This is a genomic window from Streptomyces sediminimaris, from assembly GCF_047049295.1.
Taxonomy (GTDB): domain Bacteria; phylum Actinomycetota; class Actinomycetes; order Streptomycetales; family Streptomycetaceae; genus Streptomyces; species Streptomyces sediminimaris.
In genome coordinates this window covers 6,814,721-6,834,488 of sequence record NZ_JBJWOT010000001.1, presented here as the reverse complement: position 1 = coordinate 6,834,488, position 19,768 = coordinate 6,814,721, and the positions used below count along the sequence as shown (strand labels likewise).

Here is a 19,768-nt window from a genome sequence, read left to right as displayed (position 1 = left end):
TCCCGGGTGCGGGCCCGTCGTGGCCGGTCGCATGGTTCCCGCGGCGCCCCGGACCCGGTCTAGGGATGCCGCAGCACCCGGGACCCTCCGATCGGCAGGTCCCAGAGGTCGTCGCGGTCCAGACCGGCCCCTTCCCATGCCGCGCGGACCCGGGTGAGGGGCTCCAGCACGGGTTCCGCCGAGAGGACGAAGGTGGCCCAGTGCATCGGGGCCATCCTCCGCGCGCCCACGTCCTGGGCCGCCCGTACCGCTTCCTCGGGATCGCAGTGGACGTCGCTGAGCCACCAGCGGGGGTCGTAGGCGCCGATGGGGAGCAGGGCCAGGTCGATGCCCGGGTAGCGGCGGCCGATCCGGGAGAACCAGTGGCCGTAGCCGGTGTCGCCGGCGAAGTAGACGCGCCGCCCGTCGGGGGCCGTGAGGACCCAGCCGCCCCACAGGGAGCGGCAGGTGTCGGTGAGGGTGCGCTTGGACCAGTGGTGGGCGGGCACGAAGTCGAGCCGCACTCCGTCCAGTTCGGACGCCTCCCACCAGTCCAGCTCGGTGACGGTGGTGAAGCGGCGGCGGCGGAACCAGGCGCCCAGGCCCGCGGGCACGAACACCGGGGTGTCGCGCGGGAGGCGGCGCAGCGTGGGGGCGTCCAGATGATCGTAGTGGTTGTGGCTGATGACGACCGCGTCCACGCGCGGGAGGCTGTTCCAGTCGATGCCGACCGGGGTGACGCGCGCCGGGGTGCCGAGGATGCGGCGGGACCAGACCGGGTCGGTGAGCACGGTCAGCCCGCCGATCTGCACGACCCAACTGGCGTGTCCCGCCCAGGAGACCGCGACGGTGCGGGCGTCGGCGCGGGGCACCGGCCCGGGCTCGCAGGGCAGCCGGTGAATGCCGGCGAGACCCTCGGGCCCGGGGCGGATGGCGCCCTCGCGGGCGAAGCGGGCCATGGCCTTCAGCCCGGGCAGCGGAGCGGTCAGACGGTCGTGGAAGGTCCGGGGCCAGACCCGGCGCTCACCCAGCGGGCGGGGTTCGGCGAGGGGCGGGAAGGGGGGCGCGAACTCCCGCGTGGACGCGGGAGCGCCGGCTTCCCGGCCGGTCGCGCTCGTGGTCGTGCCCGTGGTGGTCGACTCGGACTGCTGCGTCATCGAGGAGGCTCCCGTCGCCGAGCGTCGTCGCGAAGGTCGTCGAAGACCGACTTCACATGGGTCAACGCGCGTTGCACGTGTGGCAGTTCCAGGGGCATGGGGGAAGCGAGGCATTCCGCGCGTTCCTCGTCCGTGCGCCCCAGGAACGCGCCGGTGGACAGGCGCACGCGCAGGGCGCCGAGTGCGTCGCCGAAGCGGTGGCCGCCGGGCGCGGACATGCCGAGCCGGGCGGCGAGGAAGTCCTCCAGCTCCTGCGCGTCGCCCACACCGCGCGCGGTGAGCGCGGGGCGCAGCGGGCCGAGGTCGGCGTAGAGGTGCCGGCCGGCCTGCGGGGGCCGGGACAGGGCGCCCGCCGCGACGATCTCCTTGTGCACGGCGGCGGCCACGCACGCGTGCAGGCGTACGGCGGCGCGCACCCGGGCGGTGACCGGCTCCGGCTCCGCCAGCGCACAGGCGGCGGGGACGGCGACCGGTCCCGCGATCCGGGCGCCGAGCGCGGTCAGCACGTCCAGCACGCGCGCGTGCAGCGCGCGGCCGGAGTCGTCCACCGGGAACCGGGCGACCGCGGCCGGCCAGCCCGGCGGCAGCAGCGCGCCCGCCAGGTCGGTGACGACCGTGACCCGGTCGGGCAGCATCTCGGCGGGGCTGACCAGCACGGTCTCGTGCGGGTCGTGCACGGTGTCGCGCCAGGTCTCGTCGCTGACCAGGTGCAGGCCCGCGCCGGCGGCGGCCTCGACGCACTCGTGCAGCACGTCGGGCGGGGCGACGGTGGCCGTGGGGTCGTCGGCGACCGACAGCACGAGCAGCCGCGGGTCACCGCCCTCGGCGCGCACCCGGCGCACGGTCTCCAGCAGGGCGAACGGATCCGGGACGCCACCGCTCTCGGCCGGAGTCGCGACGTGGAAGACCGGCCTTCCCAGCAGGCGCGCGTACGGCGCCCACCAGGCCGCGCAGGGCCTGGGCACCAGGACGTCGCCGCCGAGCGCGGCGGTCAGCGCGAGCAGCAGGGCGGGCGCGCCGGGGGCGGCGGCCACGAGGCCGGGCTCGGCGGTCAGGCCGCGCCGCTCCCAGTAGCCGCAGGCGGCCCCGGTCAGGTCCGCTCCGCCGCCGATGGGTTCCCCCTCGGTGCGGGTCGCGGCCGCGGCCAGTGCGGCGGCGAGTCCGGGCGGCACGGGCAGCCCGTCCTCGGGGAGCGGGGGCCCGTAACGGACGGGGCCGCGGCCTTCCGGGTCCGTCCGCCGCATACGTACCTCCGCGCAGTCATGGCCCTGGGGCCCTGAGTACCCAGGGTGCCGCCGGGCCATGGGTGTCCGCCGGCGTTGCGCCCGTCACAGGCGGTGTCAGCCGCGCGGGGCCAGGACCCGGTGGCGCAGCCGGTAGCCTGCCGCGCCCAGCGCCCCCGCGATCAGGATGCCGCCCGCCACCAGCGCGGGCACGGAGCCGGTGAAGGAGCCGCCCTCACCGGCCTCTACGCCGTGCTGGACCGGCGCGTCGGCGCAGGGACCGGCATCCGGCCCGGCACAGGGCCGGCCGGCGCCGTCGCCGCCGGGTTCGACGCCGCCGGGTTCGACGCCGCTGCCGCCGCCCGGGGCGACGCCGCCGTCGTCGCCTCCGGGTACCGCCCCGCCGCCGTCGTTCGCGTGGAAACCGGCGTGCCACGGCTTGCCCTTGCCGCCGGGTGCGGCCGGGCAGGTGCCGTCGACGGTCCAGGAGGCGTCCTGGGCCGCGTCGTCGGGGCCGTCGTCCGCCGCGAGGTCATCGGTGGAGGAGACACGGGCGGTGCCCCGGTAGGTGGGGCCGGCGCTCTCGTCGCCGGTGCCGGGGACCCGCTGGAGCTGGACGGTGCCCTCGTCGAAGGCCTCGGACGTGGCGTCGATGGTGGCGGGGGCCTCGCCGCCGGTGGCCTCGCAGGTGACCGAGACGGTGACGCTGCCGCCCGGGGAGACACTGCTCGGGCTGACCTCCGCCCCCGGGTCCGCGAGGGCGGCCGAGGCGGCGAAGCCGAGCGTGGCACTGGCCAGGGCCGCCACGGAGAGGACACGGGCGGTGGGACGCATGGGCGGGGCTCCTTCGACCGACGGGTTTCTCAGGAGCACGCAGGTCGTGCCCCATAACCCAGCACAGACCGCCCCGCCCCGAGGCGCGCGCGGCGGGGCTCCGTTCGCGGGACGAAAACACCCGGGCGGGTGACACGGCCCACCGCACCGGGCGCTCCGGCCGGAGCGGGTGCGGCGTCGGCTCGGAGCGGCTGCGGCGCCGGCCGAGCGCCCCGCCGCACGCGTCCCGTCCCGCGCACGCGCCTGGACGCGCCGCCCCCGCGGCCGGGCGCTGCCGGACCGCGGGGGCTTCGTCCGGACCGTTCAGGCCGACTCGCGCATGATCTGGTCCCGCATCCGGTCGCAGCAGCGGCTGATCAGCCGGGAGACGTGCATCTGCGAGATGCCGAGCTGCTCGGCGATCCGGCTCTGCGTCATGTCGCCGAAGAACCGCATGTACAGGATGGCCCGCTCCCGCTCGGGCAACGCGGCCAGCCGCGGCTTGACGGACTCACGGTCCACGACGGTGTCCAGCGCGGCGTCGGGTGAGCCGAGGGCGTCGCTCAGGGAGTACCCGTCGTCGCTGCCGGGCAGTTCGGCGTCGAGCGAGAGCGCGGTGAAGCTCTCCAGCGCCTCCAGGCCGACCTGGACGTCCTCCTCGCTCAGATCGGCGTGCTGGGCGATCTCCGCGGTGGTGGGCCTGCGGCCCGAGATCGTCTGGGAGAGGTCCTGGCTCGCGAACCGTACCCGGTTGCGCAGGTCCTGGACCCGGCGCGGCACGTGCAGCGTCCACATGTGGTCGCGGAAGTGCCGCTTGATCTCGCCGGTGATGGTGGGCACGGCATAGCTCTCGAAGGCGTTGCCGCGTTCGGGGTCGTACCGGTCCACGGCCTTGACCAGCCCCAGAGAGGCGACCTGCCGCAGGTCCTCGTAGTTCTCCCCGCGGCTGCGGAAACGCCCCGCGAGCCGTTCGGCCATCGGCAGCCAGGCCTCGACTATCTGCCCGCGCAGGGCGTCGCGCCGCGGTCCCGGGGGGAGCCCGGCCAGTTCACGGAAGGCCTGGGCGGTGTCGGGGGCGTCGTCGTGGGGGTGGTTCTTCGCGCTCACTTTGGTGGGCATGGGGGTCGCAACTCCCTTGGTGGTGCTTTGACATGGACGGTCACCATGGGAGGGCGAACACGCGTTCGGACAGACACGGTCCGGGCGGCGCGGTGCCGCACCCACGGACGTGCCTCCTGTCCGAAGCACTCAACTGCGCCTGCCCAGCAGCCGCCGCCGCAAACCTGCGCGCGGGTCCTCCCGGAAGCCGACGGGCGCGGGCGCGGGCGGGGGCGTCAGGGCGAAGGCAGACGGGGCGTCAGGGCGAAGAGGCGGGCGTTCCCGCCGTACCGCGCGAAGTGAGCGGGGACCGACGGGAAGCAACAGGCCGCGGAGAGACGGGCCGAGGGGAGACAGGCCGGGGGGAGACAGGCCGCCGGGACCGCCGGGACCGCCGGGAAACGGAAGGCTCCGGGGCCTGCCGGTCCCCTTCCTCCCGTCCGCTCGGCAGCAGGAGTTCCTCGTAGCGGCCCAGTGCCAGCACCAGGCCCAGCATGAGGATCGGGATGATCACTGCGAGAACGGCCATGGCGCGTCCCTCCCCAGGTGATGTCCGTGGGGGGCGCGCTCCGGGTCTCCTCGGACGGGGCCGGCAAACCCCGTGTCGGCGTCCGGTCTCCGGGTACGCGGTGCGGACCCCGAAGATCTGGAGGGAGCCATGCAGCGAGGCAACGACCGGCTGAGCGTCCATCGCGACGACGAGATGAAGCACGAACTGCAGGGACTGCTCCGTTCCGGGCACCCCACACGGACCGAGGAGTGGCACGACCCGGAACCGACCGCCGACGACGACCCCGAGGTGGCGGGCGGCCCGGTGGCGCCGGGGAGCACCGGCGCGCCGTTCGAGACGGTCCGGCTGGAGCTGGCCCGCATCCTGGGACGCACTTCCTTCCCCGCCGGCCCCGGCGAGCTGACGGCCGTGCTGCGCCGCGAGAACGCGCCCGACGTCCTCGTCGAGGCGCTGGAGCGGCTGCCCCGCAAGGACCGCTACCAGAACGTGCAGGAACTGGCCGAGGCCCTGACCCGGCCCGGGAACGCCGGGTCCGAGAACGCCGGGAGGGGCTCGCAGTGACGGCCGATTTCGTCAGGGACGTCATGACCCCGGGCGTGGTCGCCGTCCGCCCCGACGCCTCGCTCGTCGAGGCGGCGCAGCTGATGCGCGCGCAGGACATCGGTGATGTGGTGGTGGCCGACGGACAGCGGGTCGTCGGTGTCCTCACGGACCGCGACATCACCGTGCGGGCGGTCGCCGAAGGCATCGACCCGGTGACCGCGAGCGCGCGCTCCGTCTGCAGCGCAAAGCCCCTGCTGGTGGCTCCGGACGACCCCGTGCCGACGGCCGCGGCGCTCATGCGCGCCCACGCCGTGCGGCGGCTGCCGGTCGTCGAGGACGGGCTGCCCGTGGGCATGGTGAGCCTCGGCGACCTGGCCGAGGCGCAGGACCCGGACTCGGCGCTCGCCGAGATCAGCCGCGCCGAACCCGACGGGCAGGACACCTTATGAGGCGTGGGCAGGCCGCCGAGATCAGCGCCACCGGCGCCGGGACCAAGGTCGACGTCCGTGACGTCACCACCCGCTACCTCCTCTACGGGCTGCTGCCCGGCTGGTTCGTGCCCGGTCTCGCGGACTGGGCGATGCACCGGCGCAGCCGCATCGAGGACACCGCGGGCACCAAGGAATCCCTCATCCACTCCTTGATGATGACCGAGGTCGGCATCCCCATCGCGCTGACGCTGCGCTACGAGGTCAATCCCCTGCTGCTGCTCGTGCAGTCGCTCGGGGCCGTGGTGCACGAGGCGACGGCGCTGTGGGACGTGCGGACGGCGGTGGCCAGCGACCGCGAGGTCACCCCGCTGGAACAGCACATCCACAGCTATCTGGAGTCCCTGCCGTACGGCGCGCTGTCCGCGCTCATGTGCCTGCACGCCGACCAGGTCGGGTCCCTGCTGCGCGGGGGCCGCGGCGACCGTGACGCCTGGCGTCCGGTGCCGCGGCAGCGGCCGCTGTCCCGCGCCTATCTCGCGGGCGTCGCGGCCGCGATCACCACCTGTGTGGTGCTGCCGTACGGCGAGGAACTGCTGCGCTGTGTGCGCGCGGGCCGCCGTAAGAAAGAGCGCGCTTCCGACCAGGGGAAGCGGCGCGCGAGGAAAGGACGTCGAACATCATGCGTATCGCATTTCTGACCGCACCCGAGGGTGTGGAGCAGGTCGAGCTCACCGAACCGTGGCAGGCGGCGAAGAACGCCGGGCACGAGCCCGTGCTCGTGTCCACCGAGTCCGGTGAGATCCAGGCCTTCAACCACCTCGACAAGGGCGACACCTTCCCCGTGGACGAGGTCGTGGGCGAGGCATCGGCCGACTCCTTCGGGGCGCTGGTCCTGCCGGGCGGCGTGGCCAACCCGGACTTCCTGCGCATGGACGACAAGGCCGTGTCGTTCGTGAAGGACTTCTTCGAGCAGGGCCGTCCGGTCGCCGCGATCTGCCACGGCCCGTGGACGATGGTGGAGGCGGACGTCGTGCGCGGGCGCACCATGACCTCCTGGCCGAGCCTGCAGACCGACATCCGCAACGCGGGCGGCACCTGGGTCGACGAGCAGGTCAAGATCTGCGACCAGGGTCCCAACAAGCTGGTCACCAGCCGCAAGCCGGACGACCTGAAGGCGTTCTGCGACGCGTTCCTGCACGTCTTCTCCGAGGGGGCCGGCTGATGGGTTCCCCGGCAGACCGCAAGATGCAGCAGCGGGAGTCCTTCCACGCCGACGACCCCGCCGAGGGGCCGCTCACCACCGACCAGGGCGTGGAGGTCGACCACACCGACGACTCGCTGGCCGCCGGCGAGCGCGGGCCGACCCTGATGGAGGACTTCCACTTCCGGGAGAAGCTCACCCACTTCGACCACGAGCGGATCCCGGAGCGGGTGGTGCACGCGCGGGGCGCGGGCGCGTACGGGTACTTCGAACCGTACGAGTCCTGCGCCGAGTTCACCCGTGCCGCCTTCCTGCAGGACCCGTCCGTGCGGACGCCGGTCTTCGTGCGGTTCTCCACGGTCCAGGGCCCGAAGGGCTCGGCGGACACCGTGCGGGACGTGCGCGGCTTCGCGACGAAGTTCTACACGTCGGAGGGCAACTACGACCTGGTCGGGAACAACATGCCCGTCTTCTTCATCCAGGACGGCATCAAGTTCCCCGACTTCGTGCACGCGGTGAAGCCGGAACCGCACAACGACATCCCCACCGGCGCGTCCGCGCACGACAGCCTGTGGGACTTCGTGTCGCTGCAGCCCGAGACGATGCACATGATGATGTGGCTGATGTCGGACCGGGCGATCCCGCGCAGCTACCGCATGATGCAGGGCTTCGGCGTGCACACGTTCCGGTTCGTGAACGCCGAGGGGCGCGGCACGTTCGTGAAGTTCCACTGGAAGCCGAAGCTCGGTGTGCACTCGCTGGTGTGGGACGAGGCGCAGGAGTGCCAGGGCCGCAACCCGGACTTCAACCGGGCCGACCTGTGGGACGCGATCGAGGCGGGCGAGTACCCGGAGTGGGAGCTGGGCGTCCAGCTCGTGCCGGAGGAGGACGAGTTCGCCTTCGACTTCGACCTGCTCGATCCCACGAAGATCATCCCGGAGGAACAGGTGCCGGTGCGCCCGATCGGCCGCATGGTGCTGAACCGCAATCCGGAGAACTTCTTCGCGGAGACCGAGCAGGTCGCCTTCCACACCGCGAACGTGGTGCCCGGCATCGACTTCACCAACGACCCGCTGCTGCAGGCCCGCAACTTCTCCTACCTGGACACGCAGCTGATCCGGCTGGGCGGCCCGAACTTCGCGCAGATCCCGGTGAACCGGCCGATCGCGCCGGTACGGACCAACCAGCGCGACGGCTACCACCAGAGCGCCATCCACCGGGGCACGAACTACTTCCCCAACTCGCTCGGCGGCGGCTGCCCCGCGCACGCGGGCACCGACGGGAGCGCCTACACGCACTACGCGGAGCGGGTGGACGGCGCCAAGATCCGCAAGCGCAGCGAGAGCTTCAAGGACCACTACAGCCAGGCCGCGATGTTCTTCCACAGCATGACCGACTGGGAGAAGCAGCACATCGTCGACGCCTTCCGGTTCGAGCTCGGCAAGGTCGACGCGATGACGGTGCGCTCCCGCACGGTGGAGCAACTGGCCAAGGTGGACGGCGAGCTGGCGGCCGAGGTGGCGCGCGGCATCGGTGTGCCGGAACCGGGCGCGCAGGGCTCGGCGCACAAGTACGAGTCCCCGGCCCTCAGTATCGCCTCGCTGCCCGGCGACGGCTCGATCCGCACCCGCACGGTCGCGGTCCTCGTCACCGACGGCGTGGACGCGGGGCAGGTGACCTCCGTGCGGGAGGCGCTGGCCGCGGAGGGCGCGGTCGTCGAGGCGCTGGCGCCGGCGGACGGCACGGTGACGGGTGCGGACGGCGCGCAGTACACGGTCGACCGGGCGCTGCCGACCGTGGCCTCCGTGCTCTACGACGCCGTGCTGGTGCCCGGCGGCCCGGACGGGACGCCGCCCGTGGCCGAGGACCCGGACGCGCTGCGCTTCGTACGGAGCGCCTATCTGCACGGCAAGCCGGTGGGCGCGCTCGGCTCCGGCGTGGGCGTCCTGTCCGCCCTGGAACCGGACGGCCTCAGGCTGTCCACGGACTCCGTGGTGGCCGACCGGGGTGTGGTGACGGACGTCTCGCCCGGTGCCGCGGACGCGGAGTTCGTCCGCGCCTTCGTGGCGGCGATCGCGGCGCACCGGCACTGGGACCGGCCGCCGGCCCGCCGCTGAGCGGGCGCCGTCAGCTGCGGGGAGTCGCCGACTCCCCGCAGCGGCGTTCCCGGGCACCCTCGCGGGTGCGGCCCGCGGCCACCATGCGCCGCGGGTTGCGGCGCAGGAACTCGCCCTCCAGCTGGGCCATCCGGTCGTTGTGGGCCCGCAGCGCGTCCGTCGAGCCGTACAGCAGTGTGTCGTGGCGCGTGCGGTGGATCGTCTCCAGCTCCTTCATGAGCTGCTGGTCATCGAGCCTGCTGGGGTCGACTCCGGTCATCGTGGTGCCCCGCTCGTCGTGTTCGTCCATGCGGTCCGGGTACCCGCCCGGTGTTCCACAGTCCCTAGCGGCATCCGGGAGGCAGCCATGGATCTCGCCTTTCTGCATCCACTCTACGAACAACCCGGCCCCTGGGCCTCCGTGTACGTCGACACTTCCCGGCATACGCAGGACACGCCCCATGAACGGCATCTGACCGCCGTGGCGCTGGCCAGGGACCTGGACGGCCAGGGAGCGGACCAGGCGACGTGCGAGGCCGTGCGCGAGGCCCTCGACGGACTGCAGCACTCTTCCGAGCCGAACGGGCGGGCCCTGTTCGCCCGGGCCGGCGAGGTGGTCCTCGATCCGCCGCTGGCCCGTCCCCCGCAGCGGGACAGCGCCTTGTGGGCACCCCTGCCGCACACCGCGCCGCTGCTGGAGCTGGCCGGGGAGGACCCGGTCTGCCTGGTGGCGTACATCGACCGCAGGGGCGCCGACCTGGAGCTGCGCACCTCGCTGGGCCGGCGGGACGCGGGCTCGGTGACCGGACGGCAGTGGCCGGTACACCGTACGAGCACGGTCGACTGGTCCGAGCGGCACTTCCAGCTCAAGGTCGAGAACACCTGGGAGCACAACGCGGGCGAGATCGCCGACGCGCTGGCCGGCAGCCAGGAGGAGACCCGGGCCGACCTGCTGGTCCTGGTGGGCGACGAGCGGGAGCGGCGGTCCGTCCACGACCGGCTGCCCGCGCACCTGAAGGACCTCGTCGTCGAGGCCCCGCACGGCGCCGGCAGCCGGCTCCTCGACGGGGACGTGGAGAGCGCCCGTCAGGAGCATGTGCGGCGGCGGGCGCGGCGCGAGCTGGACCGCTTCGTGGCGGCCCGCGAGCCGGACACCGAGGGGCACTCCGGCGCCGTCGAGGGTGTCCCCGCGCTGGTGGAGGCCGCCCGGGAGCACCGCATCGACGAGCTGCTGATCCGCCCGGACGGTCCCGACGCCCACCGCGAGGTCTGGATCGGCGAGGACCCCGACCAGCTGGCCGTCCGCCGCACGGACCTGAAGATCCTCGGCGAGCAGCACTCGTGGTCGGCCCGGGCGGACGACGCGCTGATCCGCTCGGCGGTGGCGACGGGAGCGCCGGCCCTGTCGGTGACGGCCGCCGAGCAGGAGCGGGAGGAGGTCCCGGTGGGCGGCCTGGGCGCACTGCTGCGGTGGACGTGAGCCCGGCCGGCCGGTCCGGCGCCTGACGACGGGTCCCGTCCGGTGCCGCGGCGGGGTCCGGGGGCACGGCCCCCGGACACGCCCCCCGGCGGCCCGGCCACCGGTCACCGCGCCCGCTCGACCCTCCGCTCGTCCCAGACGGGAGCAGCGCTCTCCCGGACGCGGCCGTCGCTGCCGAAGACCAGGTACCGGTCGAAGGAGCGCGCGAACCACCGGTCGTGCGTGACCGCGAGGACCGTGCCCTCGAACGCCTCCAGTCCTTCCTGCAGGGCCTCCGCGGACTCCAGGTCGAGGTTGTCCGTCGGCTCGTCGAGGAGCAGCGCCGTGACGCCCTGGAGCTCGAGCAGCAGGATCTGGAAACGGGCCTGCTGGCCGCCGGACAGGCGTTCGAAGGTCTGCTCGGCCTGACCGGTCAGCTCGTAGCGCCGCAGCCGGGACATGGCCGCGCCCCGGTCCTGGGAGTGCTCCTGCCACAGGATGTCGACCAGCTTGCGGTTCCGCAGCTCGGGGTGGGCGTGGGTCTGCGCGAAGTGGCCGGGCACCACCCGCGCCCCGAGCCTCCACTGCCCCGTGTGCGCCACCTCGTCGCCGGCCAGCAGCCGCAGGAAGTGCGACTTGCCGGAGCCGTTGGAGCCGAGGACGGCGACGCGTTCGCCGTAGAAGACCTCCAGGTCGAAGGGCTTCATCAGGCCGGTGAGCTCGAGTGCCGCACAGGTGACGGCCCGTACGCCGGTACGGCCGCCCTTGAGGCGCATGGTGATGTCCTGCTCGCGCGGCGGCTCCGGCGGTGGGCCGGCCTCCTCGAACTTGCGCAGCCGGGTCTGGGCGGCGTGGTAGCGGGAGGCCATCTCATGGCTGACGCTGGCCGCCTGACGGAGGTTCAGCACCAGCCTCTTCAGCTGGGCGTGCTTCTCGTCCCAGCGCCTGCGCAACTCCTCGAAGCGCGCGAAGCGTTCGCGCCGCGCCTGGTGGTAGGTTGCGAAGCCGCCGCCGTGCACCCAGGCGTCGGCGCCCGCGGGCGACGGCTCCACGGAGACGATCTTCTCGGCGGCGCGGGCGAGGAGTTCGCGGTCGTGGGAGACGAACAGGACCGTCTTGCGGGTCTCCTTCAGCCGCTCCTCCAGCCAGCGCTTGCCGGGCACGTCGAGGTAGTTGTCCGGCTCGTCGAGGAGCAGCACCTCGTCGGTGCCGCGCAGCAGGGCCTCCAGGACCAGCCGCTTCTGCTCGCCTCCGGAGAGCGTGCGCACCTGGCGCCACTGCGCCTTCTCGTACGGCACCCCGAGTGCGGCCGTGGTGCACATGTCCCACAGGGTCTCCGCCTCGTAGCCGCGTGCCTCGGCCCAGTCGGCGAGCGCCTGGGCGTAGCCGAGCTGGGCCGCCTCGTCGTCGACGGTCATGATGGCGTGCTCGGCCCGGTCGACGGCCCGCGCGGCCTCCCGGATGCGGGGCGGCGCGACCGACACCAGCAGGTCCCGTACGGTCGTCTCGTCCCGTACGGAGCCCACGAACTGCCGCATCACGCCCAGGCCGCCGCTGACGGTGACCGTGCCGCCGTGCGGTGCCAGCTCGCCGGAGATCAGCCGCAGCAGCGTCGTCTTGCCCGCGCCGTTGGGTCCCACCAGGGCCACGGCGGCCCCTTCGCCGACCCGGAAGGAGACATCGCCGAGCAGCGTCCTCCCGTCGGGGAGGCAGTACTCGAGGTGCGCGGCTTCCAGGTGTCCCATGGGGTCGCATTCTGCGGGCCGCCCCGGAGGGCGGGCAAACGGTTATAGGGGCCGGCCCGCGGGTCCGCCCTCGCCCGCCGGGGTCACCAGGGCGCCTGCCCAGGACAGCGCCTTCCAGCCGCCGGCGGGCGAACCCTCCAGGACCACCACGCCGGTGTTGTCGAGGGGGCGGGCGGCGGCGAAGGGGACGTCGACGTTGTCGGCGCGCGCCGCCGTCCACATGCGGATCGCCGCACCGTGGCTGACCATGGCGACCGTCCCGGCGCCGGACCGGGCCGCCTCCGCGACCACGGCGTCGTAGCGCCCGAGCGCCTCCTCGCCGCTCTCCCCGCCGGGCATCCTCAGCGCGGTGTCCCCGTCCGCCCAGGCGAAGACGGTCTTCATGTAGAGGCGGCCGTGCTCCGTGTCGCCGGGCAGCATCTCCAGATCGCCCGCGGCGACCTCGCGGATGCCGTCGCGGACCCGGACCTCCAGGCCGCGGGCGGCGGCCAGCGGGGCCGCGGTCAGCTGGGTGCGCACCAGTGTGGAGGCGTACAGCGCCTCGATGTCCTCGTCGGCGAGCGCCTCGGGAAGGACGGCGGCCTGCTGCTCGCCGAGCGCGGTCAGACCCGGGCCCGGTACGGCGGTGTCGAGCAGGAGGTCGACGTTCGAGGGGGTCTGGCCGTGGCGTACGAGGAGCAGACGCATGCGGGACCCTCCGGGTGTCGTTCACCGCCCGTGGGACAAGGAACGGGCCCTTCAGGGTAACCGGCACCGCATGAGCCCCGAGGCCGGCCTCACCCTGCCGGAAACCGGTCCCCGCCGCCTGCGCGAGCGGCGCGCGGAACCGGCCGGCCGCCGGGGCGCGGGCCGCGGGCGGCGCACCGAACGCTTGCCCCGGGCGTCGATGGTCAGCGAGGCCGGACCCGGGGCCGCCCTCGCCCGTGCCGGCCGATGACTGACGCATGGTCAGTCCATATGGCAAAACAGGGGTCTCATCATCCGACACGCGGGCGTAGCGTGAAGCTCACCGACACGATGTCGAACGAGGGAGTTCTGTCATGCCGAAGCCGCAGGAGAGCGCCGTCTACACGCACGGGCACCACGAGTCGGTGCTGCGTTCCCACACCTGGCGGACCGCCGCCAACTCCGCGGCCTATCTGCTCGGCTCCCTGAAACCGCACATGAGGATCCTGGACATCGGCTGCGGCCCGGGCACCATCACCGCCGACCTGGCGGCACTGGTGCCGGACGGACGGGTCACCGGCGTCGACCGGGCGCCGGGCGTGCTGGACCGGGCCCGGGCCACGGCCGCCGAACGCGGCCTGACCAACGTCGACTTCGCGGTCGCGGACGTGCACGCCCTGGACTTCCCGGACGACACCTTCTGCGTGGTGCACGCGCACCAGGTGCTCCAGCACGTCGGCGACCCGGTGCGGGCGCTGCGGGAGATGAAGCGGGTCACGAAGCCGAACGGGTTCGTCGCGGTGCGCGAGTCCGACTACGCGGCCATGACCTGGTATCCGGCGTCCCAGGGGATGGACGACTGGCTGGACCTGTACCGGCGGGTGGCCCGCGCGAACGGCGGTGAGCCGGACGCCGGCCGGCGGCTGAAGTCCTGGGCGCTGCGGGCGGGGCTGACCGACATCACGGCGACGTCCAGCACCTGGACCTTCTCCACCCCCGGGGAGCGGGCGTGGTGGAGCGGGCTGTGGGCGGACCGGACGCTGGCGTCGGCGTACGCGGACCGGGCCGTCGGGGGCGGCCACGCCACCCCGGACCGGCTGCGGGCCGTGTCGGACGCCTGGCGGGAATGGGGCGCCCGGGAGGACGGCTGGTTCGGTGTGCTGCACGCGGAAATTCTGTGCAGAAAAACCGCCTGATCCCTGATTTACGGGTTACCCGACGAGCAGGAGGTTGGGAACTATGGTTGCTGTCCTGCTCGTATTGCTGCTGGCGCTGCTTCTCTTCGGCGCCGGATTTGCCCTGAAGATACTCTGGTGGATCGCCCTCGCCGTTATCGTGCTGTGGCTCCTGGGATTCCTGGTACGTGGTACGACGGCGTCCGGGAGCCGGGGCCGCTGGTACAGGTGGTGAGGTGAACCGGCGAGCTCACCGCCGGGAATACAGCGGAGAGCTCATTGCCGGGGAAGCAGTGGTCCGAGCGGCCCGAGGTCCAGATTCAGGTCCTCGGGCCGCAGTCCGTAGCGGTCGCGCAGTTCGCCCATGCGGTCCTCCAGGAGCATGAGTGTGAGCCCGATCCGCTCCTCCTGGTCCTCGGTGAGGTCTCCGGTGTCGAAGCGGCGCAGCGCCTGGCGCTCCATGAGCTGGCGCAGCAGTTCGACGACGGTCAGCACGAGTTTGACCAGGTCGCGTTCGACGGTGTCGGGGTCCAGGTCCAGCCGGTTGCCGCGGGCTGTCACGTCAGCTCTCCCAAGGTGATGGCACTTGCGCGTTGACCGAGCTGATCAGCGCGTTCAGGTCGATGCGGACGAGGTCGACGTCCGCGATGCGCAGCGTGATGTCCCCGGTGACGACCACCCCGCCGGCCAGCAGCCGGTCGAGCAGGTCCACGAGGGCGATCTCACGGCGTTCGACTACGGTCACGGCCGCTCCCCGGCGTTTTCGTTCTTGACATTCTCGACCTCCGCGACGAAGGAATACGCCGCCCACGGCCCGGTGAGTTCCACCCGCATTCCCGGAACGTCGTCCTTCGTACGGTCCACCGCTTCCACGAATTCCTCGGAACGATCGCGCGGCACCAGATAGGCGGCATTCAGCACATTCTGTCCCGGGGTGCCGGAGAGCGCGGAATTCTGCGGGGCGTGCAGCCGGGAATCCTCGGCGTGCGCGGAAAGCGCCGCGTGCAGCCGGTCCGCGAATTCCTCGGCCTGCTCCCACATGTTCTCCTGCGCCCGCGCGTGCAGGCGCCGCCGGCGCAGGTAGTCGCGGCCCGACACCGGCTTCTTCGCCGGCCCGGACGGCTCAGGCGGTCCGCCCGGCTCGTTCTCGGCGTAGACCTTGACGCCCCATTCGACCCGCCCGTCGAGCCGCTCCAGGGTGCGCCGGAAGGCCTCCTCACGCGCCTCCATCATCACGCGTACGCCGCTGTCGTCCCGGAAGACCGTGCCCAGCCGCAGGGGCAGCGGGGTGGTGACGACGGTGAGCGCGTCGATCACGCCCTGGTGGGCGCGGGCGGTCGCGGTGAGCCAGTCCAGGTCCTCGAGATGCCGCCGGAGCGGGTCTTCGGCGAAGTCCCGCTCCGGCACATGGCTGACCACGGCGACGAGGCCGCGATGGTTCAGCATCCTGGGCGGGTCGCCCGCCACCCCGGTCAGCTGGGCCTGCAGGGGCGCGCCCAGGGGGCGGCAGACGGCGTAGACGTAGCGCAGTCCGCTCATGAGCCCTCCTCCATGGCGCGGGTGCGGCCGGAGTGCGAATCGCTCTCCAGTTCGGCCAGCCGCTCCCTCAACTCGGCGTTCTCCCGGACGAGTTGGTCGCGGCGGGCGCCGGAGGACAGCGCCGGGTCGGTCTCCCACCAGTCGATGCCCATCTCCCGGGCCTTGTCGACGGAGGCGACGATGAGCCGCAGCTTGACCGTGAGGAGTTCGATGTCGAGCAGGTTGATCCGGATGTCACCGGCGATCACCACACCCTTGTCGAGCACGCGCTCCAGGATGTCGGCGAGGTTGGCGCTGCCGTTGTGTCCGTACGGATCAGGCAGCCTGCTGGGCGTGCTCATCGACGGCTCCCGCCCCCGGCGTACTCGTACTCGTACTCATCCTCGTCCTCGTACTCGCCCTCGGGCTCCTCGCCGCCGGCCTCGTCCTCGGACTCTTCGTCGTACTCCTCCTCGTCCCGGGGCTCCTGGTCCTCGTCGTACTCCTCCCCGGGTTCCTCCTCCTCGTCCTCCTCCCGGGGCTCTTCCTCCTCGTCGTACTCGTCGTACTCGTCGCTCTCCTCGTCGCCCTCGCCCGCCGACTCCTCGGGCTCCTCCTGCTCGCTCTCCTCCTCGGCGACCGCGTCCTCGTGGCTCTTGACGACCTCGCCGTCGCGGATCTCGCCGCGCCAGCCGTCCTCCGCCTCGCCCTTGAGGGTGATGTAGCGGACGTAGTTCTTCAGGTCGAGCCGGGCCCGGCGGCCCTGGGCACGCCAGATGTTGCCGGTCTTCTCGAACAGGCCCTTGGGGTAGTACTCGATGACCATCAGGACCCGGGTGAGGTTCTCGCCGAGCCGGTGGAAGGAGACGACGCCCTTCGTGGTGCCCTTGGCGCCCTCCGACGTCCAGGAGACCCGGTCGTCCGGCACCTGCTCGGTCGTGTGCGCCTTCCAGCTGCGGCTGGACCAGAAGATCTTCATCTGCCAGTCGGAGTTCGTGTCGTCGGCGCGGTTGGCGCTCTTGACGCCCTTGGCGAAGGTGCTGAACTCCTGGTACTGGGTCCACTGGTCGTAGGCCGTGCGCAGCGGGACGCCGACGTCGACGGACTCGATGATGACGGTGGGCTTGTTGCCCGCGCCGCCCTTGCGCTTGCCCTTGCCGCCGCCGATGCTCTTCAGGGCGCCGAGCACGTTGTCCTTGGCGCTCGAGGCGCCCGCCTCCAGTGCCGAGCGCAGCGGACCCTTGCCCTCGGCCAGCTTGCGGCCGCCGTCGAGGGCAAGTTTGGCGAATCCGGGGCTGTTGCCCTCGGCTATGTCGTTCAGCTTGCCGGTGGTCTCGCCGAGTTTGCGCCCGAAGCCGGTCAGCAGCCGGGTCGCCTGTGCGGCGAGGTAGTCCTGCAGTTCGGCCTTGAGCCGGTCGGCGGCCTCGCTGTGGGCCAGTCCGCCCAGCGGGCCGGGCGCCGCCTCCTCGGCTCCGCGTGCCGCCTTCGACGCCGATCCCAGTGCCTCGGTCATCGCTCACCGCCTCCCTTCGGCAGACGGGCCCGCGCCGAGCGGGCGCCGCCGCCGGCAGCGGCCGTCTTGCGCGCCGTCGTCTTCTTGGCGGCGGTCTTCTTCGCCGTCGTCTGCCGGCCCGCGGTCCTCTTGGCCGCGGCCTTCTTCGCCGGGGCCTTCTTCGCCGGCGCCCGCTTGGCGGTCTTCTTCGCCGGAGCCTTCTTCGCGGCCTTCTCGGCGGTCTTCCTCGCCGGGGGCTCCTCACCGGCCTCGGACTCGTCGCCCTCGTCCTCCTCGTCGACGGCCCTTTCGCTCTCCGGTCCCTCGTCCTCGTGCTCCTCCCGGGGCTCCTCCTCGGCGCCCTCCGGCTCCTCGCCCTCGTCCTCCTCGTCGGAGACGAGACCGCTCGCCTGGCCCGCGGCGCCCGAGAGCTGGTCGCGGACCTCGGAGGTGCGCCCGTGGAGACGGTCGGCGAGCGCGCTCATCTGCCGCTCCACCATCGCGCCCGAGGCCGCCTTGCCGACGCCCCGCAGGTCCTCCCGCAGCTGGTCGCCGATCTCCTTGAACTGCGGGTTGTTCTGCAGCTGCTGGGAAGCCAGGTCCGCGAGCGCCCGCGGGCCGAGATTCATCCGCTTGCCGGCCACGAGCGTGCCCAGCGCGAACGCCATCTTCATCTTCTTCGTACGTCCCAGGACGTATCCGGCCCCTACCGCGAGGCCGAGTCCCACTCGGTTCATCGTGCCGTCCCGTCGCCTGTGGCCCCGCCGGTGCGCAGGCCGATCTCCAGCCGGTCCAGAAGTTCGTCCTCACGTCGGTCGAACTCCTCCTCGTCGATCTCGCCGGCCTCCAACTGCTCCTCGAGACGGGCCAGTTCGGCCCTCACCGCGGCGGGGTCGTAGTAGATCCGTTCCGCCTCGTGCAATACCTGTCCGATCACCCAGGCGCTGCCGCGCACCGGGGCGAAGGGCAACAGGACCACTTCCTTGATCAGTCCCACGTGCTCACTCCAGAGCGGCGTCCCGGCCCGCCGCGCCCTCCGCGTGCTCCGCGGAGTCGGGCTCCACGAAGCTGTAGGGCGGCAGGGGGCCGTTGACGCGCAGTTCGATGTGCGGATGGGCCTTGCGCAGCTCCTCCACCGCGCCCAGGAAGCGCTCGGCCGTGTCGCGTTCCACGAGGAAGGAGAGGTTGGCCAGCCACCCGCTGGACTCGGGGCCGACGCTCACGTCGGACACCACCGGTTCCAGAGTGCGCCGCAGCTCGGCCGCGTCCTCGACCTCACGCGCCTTCACCGCGGCCACGACCATCTCGCCGAGCCGCAGCCGGTCGTCGTAACTCCCGCCGCCCGCCTGCCGGTTGGCCTCGGCCATGGACCGGACCTCGGCGTTCTCGGCCATCACGCGGTGCAGGACGGCCTCTTCCTGGTGGGTGGCCTTGATGTTGTACTCGACCTTGCCGTCCAGCGCCCTGAGGCGCTCCTTGTAGTGGCCGGCGCGGTCGGCGAGCGCGCCGGTGACCGAGTCGTCGTCCGCCGCGAGGCTGCCGAACCGCATGGGCAGCACGACGGCCGCCGCACCCGCCTCGGCCAGCACGTTCTGATGGGCGAGCAGGTCCCTGCGCTTGGGCCGCAGCCCTTCGGGGGCGTCGCTCACGACGGCCGCGAGGTCGCCCTCCTTCAGGATCCGCACCGGGCGCGGCGGGTCGCCGACACCCCCCATGCCCTCCGGAAGCGCGGGGTGCGAGCCCTCGGTGATGCCGTAGACGTACGTGCTCACTCCTGCTCCTCCCTCCTGCGCGAGGAGGTGGACTTGCGGGCGCGCGGCCGGGGCTCGGTCTCCTTCTTCTCGCGCCCCTCCTCACGCGCCTGCTTGAACGCGTCGGAGACGGTCTCCGCGGCTCCGGAGAGCGCACCCTTGGACTTGCCGCGGGCGCCGGATTCGGTGACCTCGCCGACGACGTCGGGCAGGCCCGGGGTCTTGTTGCTGCCGGCCTCGAGGTCGAGGCGGTTGCACGCCTCGGCGAAGCGCAGATAGGTGTCGACGCTGGCCACGACGACACGCACGTCTATCTTCAGGATCTCGATGCCGACCAGTGAGACCCGGACGAAGGCGTCGATGACGAGACCCCTGTCGAGGACGAGTTCCAGAACGTCATAGAGGCCGCTGCTGCCGCCCCCACCGCCGGTCTGCTGTGCCGGGACAACGGTCATACCGACCGTTCCTCCTTGTCTGTGTGAGTGACGCGGGGGCGGCCTAGCGGCCGCCCGGCCTGTGTGCGTCGGCCCGCCCGCGTTCGTAGCGGCGGACCCGCCGGTAACCGGTCAGCTGCCCCTCGGGGTCCAGGTCGACCTGGTAGCTCGCCATCAGGCTCATCGTGTCCGGTACGCGAGCCAGCTCGAGGACCTCGACCTCCAGGGTCCAGCCGTCCTCCGTCCGTTCGAAGGACGAGACGGTCTCGGCGGCCATGCCGGTGAGCTCCGTGAGCTGCGCGCGCGCCTGGCTCAGGACCTCCATGGGACTCGGCCGCTTCTCCGCCACACCGTTTCCTTTGTCCGAATTCTGAGATTTCTGAGACTTTTGCGAGTTCTGTGAATCCTGGGGAGTTTGGGTGTGTCTTGTGTTGGACATGGGCACCTCTTGTCTGCGGGTGGCCGCTATCCCGGCG

At 72.6% G+C, this 19,768-nt stretch carries 25 protein-coding genes; 8 read left to right on the top strand and 17 right to left on the bottom strand.

What is annotated here, in order from left to right; genetic code table 11:
* Nucleotides 1–59 precede the first annotated feature (59 nt).
* The 4 genes from ACJ9NR_RS31315 to ACJ9NR_RS31300 all read right to left on the bottom strand — a co-directional run bounded on the left by ACJ9NR_RS31315 (nucleotide 60) and on the right by ACJ9NR_RS31300 (nucleotide 4,291).
* On the bottom strand, nucleotides 60–1,136 hold the full coding sequence (locus ACJ9NR_RS31315) for an MBL fold metallo-hydrolase (protein WP_412491358.1): 1,077 nt from the start codon (nucleotides 1,134–1,136) through the stop codon (nucleotides 60–62).
* Nucleotides 1,133–2,380 carry an aminotransferase class I/II-fold pyridoxal phosphate-dependent enzyme gene (locus ACJ9NR_RS31310; protein WP_412491359.1) on the bottom strand — a complete coding sequence of 416 codons (1,248 nt, stop codon included), beginning with the start codon at nucleotides 2,378–2,380 and terminating at the stop codon, nucleotides 1,133–1,135. The genes ACJ9NR_RS31315 and ACJ9NR_RS31310 overlap by 4 nt, the downstream gene beginning before the upstream one ends.
* 96 nt (nucleotides 2,381–2,476) lie before the next feature.
* Nucleotides 2,477–3,193, bottom strand: a complete 717-nt coding sequence (locus tag ACJ9NR_RS31305) for a hypothetical protein (protein ID WP_412491360.1) — start codon at nucleotides 3,191–3,193, stop codon at nucleotides 2,477–2,479.
* Between the two features lie 303 nt (nucleotides 3,194–3,496).
* Complete coding sequence (locus ACJ9NR_RS31300; RefSeq protein WP_412491361.1) at nucleotides 3,497–4,291, bottom strand: RNA polymerase sigma factor SigF; 795 nt, start codon at nucleotides 4,289–4,291, stop codon at nucleotides 3,497–3,499.
* 637 nt (nucleotides 4,292–4,928) lie between these two features.
* Between ACJ9NR_RS31300 and ACJ9NR_RS31295 the strand changes: the two genes are divergently transcribed.
* Genes ACJ9NR_RS31295 through ACJ9NR_RS31275 form a run of 5 tightly spaced genes read left to right on the top strand, consistent with a single transcriptional unit; the run spans nucleotide 4,929 to nucleotide 9,073 of the window.
* Nucleotides 4,929–5,342 (top strand): DUF2795 domain-containing protein, encoded by a 414-nt coding sequence (locus tag ACJ9NR_RS31295; protein ID WP_412491362.1) that lies wholly within the window; start codon nucleotides 4,929–4,931, stop codon nucleotides 5,340–5,342.
* Nucleotides 5,339–5,773, top strand: coding sequence for a CBS domain-containing protein (locus ACJ9NR_RS31290; protein ID WP_412491363.1), 435 nt, complete (start codon nucleotides 5,339–5,341; stop codon nucleotides 5,771–5,773). The genes ACJ9NR_RS31295 and ACJ9NR_RS31290 overlap by 4 nt, the downstream gene beginning before the upstream one ends.
* Nucleotides 5,770–6,453: a diguanylate cyclase gene (locus tag ACJ9NR_RS31285; RefSeq protein WP_412491364.1), complete on the top strand. Its 684-nt coding sequence runs from the start codon at nucleotides 5,770–5,772 to the stop codon at nucleotides 6,451–6,453. Before ACJ9NR_RS31290 ends, ACJ9NR_RS31285 begins: the two co-directional genes overlap by 4 nt.
* Nucleotides 6,435–6,977 (top strand): type 1 glutamine amidotransferase domain-containing protein, encoded by a 543-nt coding sequence (locus tag ACJ9NR_RS31280; RefSeq protein WP_412491365.1) that lies wholly within the window; start codon nucleotides 6,435–6,437, stop codon nucleotides 6,975–6,977. Before ACJ9NR_RS31285 ends, ACJ9NR_RS31280 begins: the two co-directional genes overlap by 19 nt.
* Nucleotides 6,977–9,073, top strand: a complete 2,097-nt coding sequence (locus tag ACJ9NR_RS31275) for a catalase (RefSeq protein ID WP_412491366.1) — start codon at nucleotides 6,977–6,979, stop codon at nucleotides 9,071–9,073. The genes ACJ9NR_RS31280 and ACJ9NR_RS31275 overlap by 1 nt, the downstream gene beginning before the upstream one ends.
* A gap of 10 nt (nucleotides 9,074–9,083) precedes the next feature.
* Here the strand turns inward: ACJ9NR_RS31275 and ACJ9NR_RS31270 are convergent, their stop codons facing one another.
* On the bottom strand, nucleotides 9,084–9,362 hold the full coding sequence (locus ACJ9NR_RS31270; protein WP_412491367.1) for a DUF6158 family protein: 279 nt from the start codon (nucleotides 9,360–9,362) through the stop codon (nucleotides 9,084–9,086).
* A 57-nt stretch (nucleotides 9,363–9,419) separates the two neighbouring features.
* Between ACJ9NR_RS31270 and ACJ9NR_RS31265 the strand changes: the two genes are divergently transcribed.
* Nucleotides 9,420–10,532, top strand: coding sequence for a baeRF2 domain-containing protein (locus tag ACJ9NR_RS31265; protein WP_412491368.1), 1,113 nt, complete (start codon nucleotides 9,420–9,422; stop codon nucleotides 10,530–10,532).
* 104 nt (nucleotides 10,533–10,636) lie between these two features.
* Here the strand turns inward: ACJ9NR_RS31265 and ACJ9NR_RS31260 are convergent, their stop codons facing one another.
* Nucleotides 10,637–12,256, bottom strand: a complete 1,620-nt coding sequence (locus tag ACJ9NR_RS31260) for an ABC-F family ATP-binding cassette domain-containing protein (RefSeq protein ID WP_412491369.1) — start codon at nucleotides 12,254–12,256, stop codon at nucleotides 10,637–10,639.
* Between the two features lie 42 nt (nucleotides 12,257–12,298).
* Nucleotides 12,299–12,943, bottom strand: coding sequence for a histidine phosphatase family protein (locus ACJ9NR_RS31255; RefSeq protein ID WP_412491370.1), 645 nt, complete (start codon nucleotides 12,941–12,943; stop codon nucleotides 12,299–12,301).
* Nucleotides 12,944–13,296: 353 nt separating this feature from the next.
* On the opposite strand from ACJ9NR_RS31255, the gene ACJ9NR_RS31250 reads away from it, so the two are divergent.
* On the top strand, nucleotides 13,297–14,118 hold the full coding sequence (locus tag ACJ9NR_RS31250; protein WP_412491371.1) for a class I SAM-dependent methyltransferase: 822 nt from the start codon (nucleotides 13,297–13,299) through the stop codon (nucleotides 14,116–14,118).
* 43 nt (nucleotides 14,119–14,161) lie between these two features.
* Nucleotides 14,162–14,332 carry a hydrophobic protein gene (locus tag ACJ9NR_RS31245; protein ID WP_412491372.1) on the top strand — a complete coding sequence of 57 codons (171 nt, stop codon included), beginning with the start codon at nucleotides 14,162–14,164 and terminating at the stop codon, nucleotides 14,330–14,332.
* A 41-nt stretch (nucleotides 14,333–14,373) separates the two neighbouring features.
* Here the strand turns inward: ACJ9NR_RS31245 and ACJ9NR_RS31240 are convergent, their stop codons facing one another.
* The 10 genes from ACJ9NR_RS31240 to ACJ9NR_RS31195 are packed head-to-tail and all read right to left on the bottom strand — an operon-like array spanning nucleotide 14,374 to nucleotide 19,731.
* A complete protein-coding gene (locus tag ACJ9NR_RS31240; protein WP_412491373.1) occupies nucleotides 14,374–14,658 on the bottom strand; it encodes a gas vesicle protein K in 285 nt (94 codons plus the stop codon).
* A gap of 1 nt (nucleotide 14,659) precedes the next feature.
* Nucleotides 14,660–14,842 (bottom strand): gas vesicle protein, encoded by a 183-nt coding sequence (locus ACJ9NR_RS31235; RefSeq protein WP_412491374.1) that lies wholly within the window; start codon nucleotides 14,840–14,842, stop codon nucleotides 14,660–14,662.
* Nucleotides 14,839–15,636 (bottom strand): GvpL/GvpF family gas vesicle protein, encoded by a 798-nt coding sequence (locus tag ACJ9NR_RS31230; RefSeq protein WP_412491375.1) that lies wholly within the window; start codon nucleotides 15,634–15,636, stop codon nucleotides 14,839–14,841. Before ACJ9NR_RS31230 ends, ACJ9NR_RS31235 begins: the two co-directional genes overlap by 4 nt.
* Nucleotides 15,633–15,977 (bottom strand): gas vesicle protein, encoded by a 345-nt coding sequence (locus ACJ9NR_RS31225; protein ID WP_412491376.1) that lies wholly within the window; start codon nucleotides 15,975–15,977, stop codon nucleotides 15,633–15,635. Before ACJ9NR_RS31225 ends, ACJ9NR_RS31230 begins: the two co-directional genes overlap by 4 nt.
* Nucleotides 15,974–17,128 (bottom strand): SRPBCC family protein, encoded by a 1,155-nt coding sequence (locus ACJ9NR_RS31220; protein ID WP_412491377.1) that lies wholly within the window; start codon nucleotides 17,126–17,128, stop codon nucleotides 15,974–15,976. Before ACJ9NR_RS31220 ends, ACJ9NR_RS31225 begins: the two co-directional genes overlap by 4 nt.
* Nucleotides 17,125–17,844 carry a DNA primase gene (locus ACJ9NR_RS31215; RefSeq protein WP_412491378.1) on the bottom strand — a complete coding sequence of 240 codons (720 nt, stop codon included), beginning with the start codon at nucleotides 17,842–17,844 and terminating at the stop codon, nucleotides 17,125–17,127. The genes ACJ9NR_RS31220 and ACJ9NR_RS31215 overlap by 4 nt, the downstream gene beginning before the upstream one ends.
* On the bottom strand, nucleotides 17,841–18,104 hold the full coding sequence (locus ACJ9NR_RS31210) for a gas vesicle protein GvpG (protein ID WP_412491379.1): 264 nt from the start codon (nucleotides 18,102–18,104) through the stop codon (nucleotides 17,841–17,843). The genes ACJ9NR_RS31215 and ACJ9NR_RS31210 overlap by 4 nt, the downstream gene beginning before the upstream one ends.
* A gap of 4 nt (nucleotides 18,105–18,108) precedes the next feature.
* Complete coding sequence (locus tag ACJ9NR_RS31205) at nucleotides 18,109–18,879, bottom strand: GvpL/GvpF family gas vesicle protein (RefSeq protein ID WP_412491380.1); 771 nt, start codon at nucleotides 18,877–18,879, stop codon at nucleotides 18,109–18,111.
* The gene (locus ACJ9NR_RS31200) at nucleotides 18,876–19,313 is read right to left on the bottom strand and encodes a gas vesicle structural protein GvpA (RefSeq protein ID WP_412491381.1); all 438 of its coding nucleotides are present in this window, start codon (nucleotides 19,311–19,313) and stop codon (nucleotides 18,876–18,878) included. The genes ACJ9NR_RS31205 and ACJ9NR_RS31200 overlap by 4 nt, the downstream gene beginning before the upstream one ends.
* A 43-nt stretch (nucleotides 19,314–19,356) precedes the next feature.
* Entirely contained in the window at nucleotides 19,357–19,731 is a 375-nt protein-coding gene (locus ACJ9NR_RS31195) for a gas vesicle protein GvpO (RefSeq protein WP_412491382.1), read from the bottom strand.
* Nucleotides 19,732–19,768 lie beyond the last annotated feature (37 nt).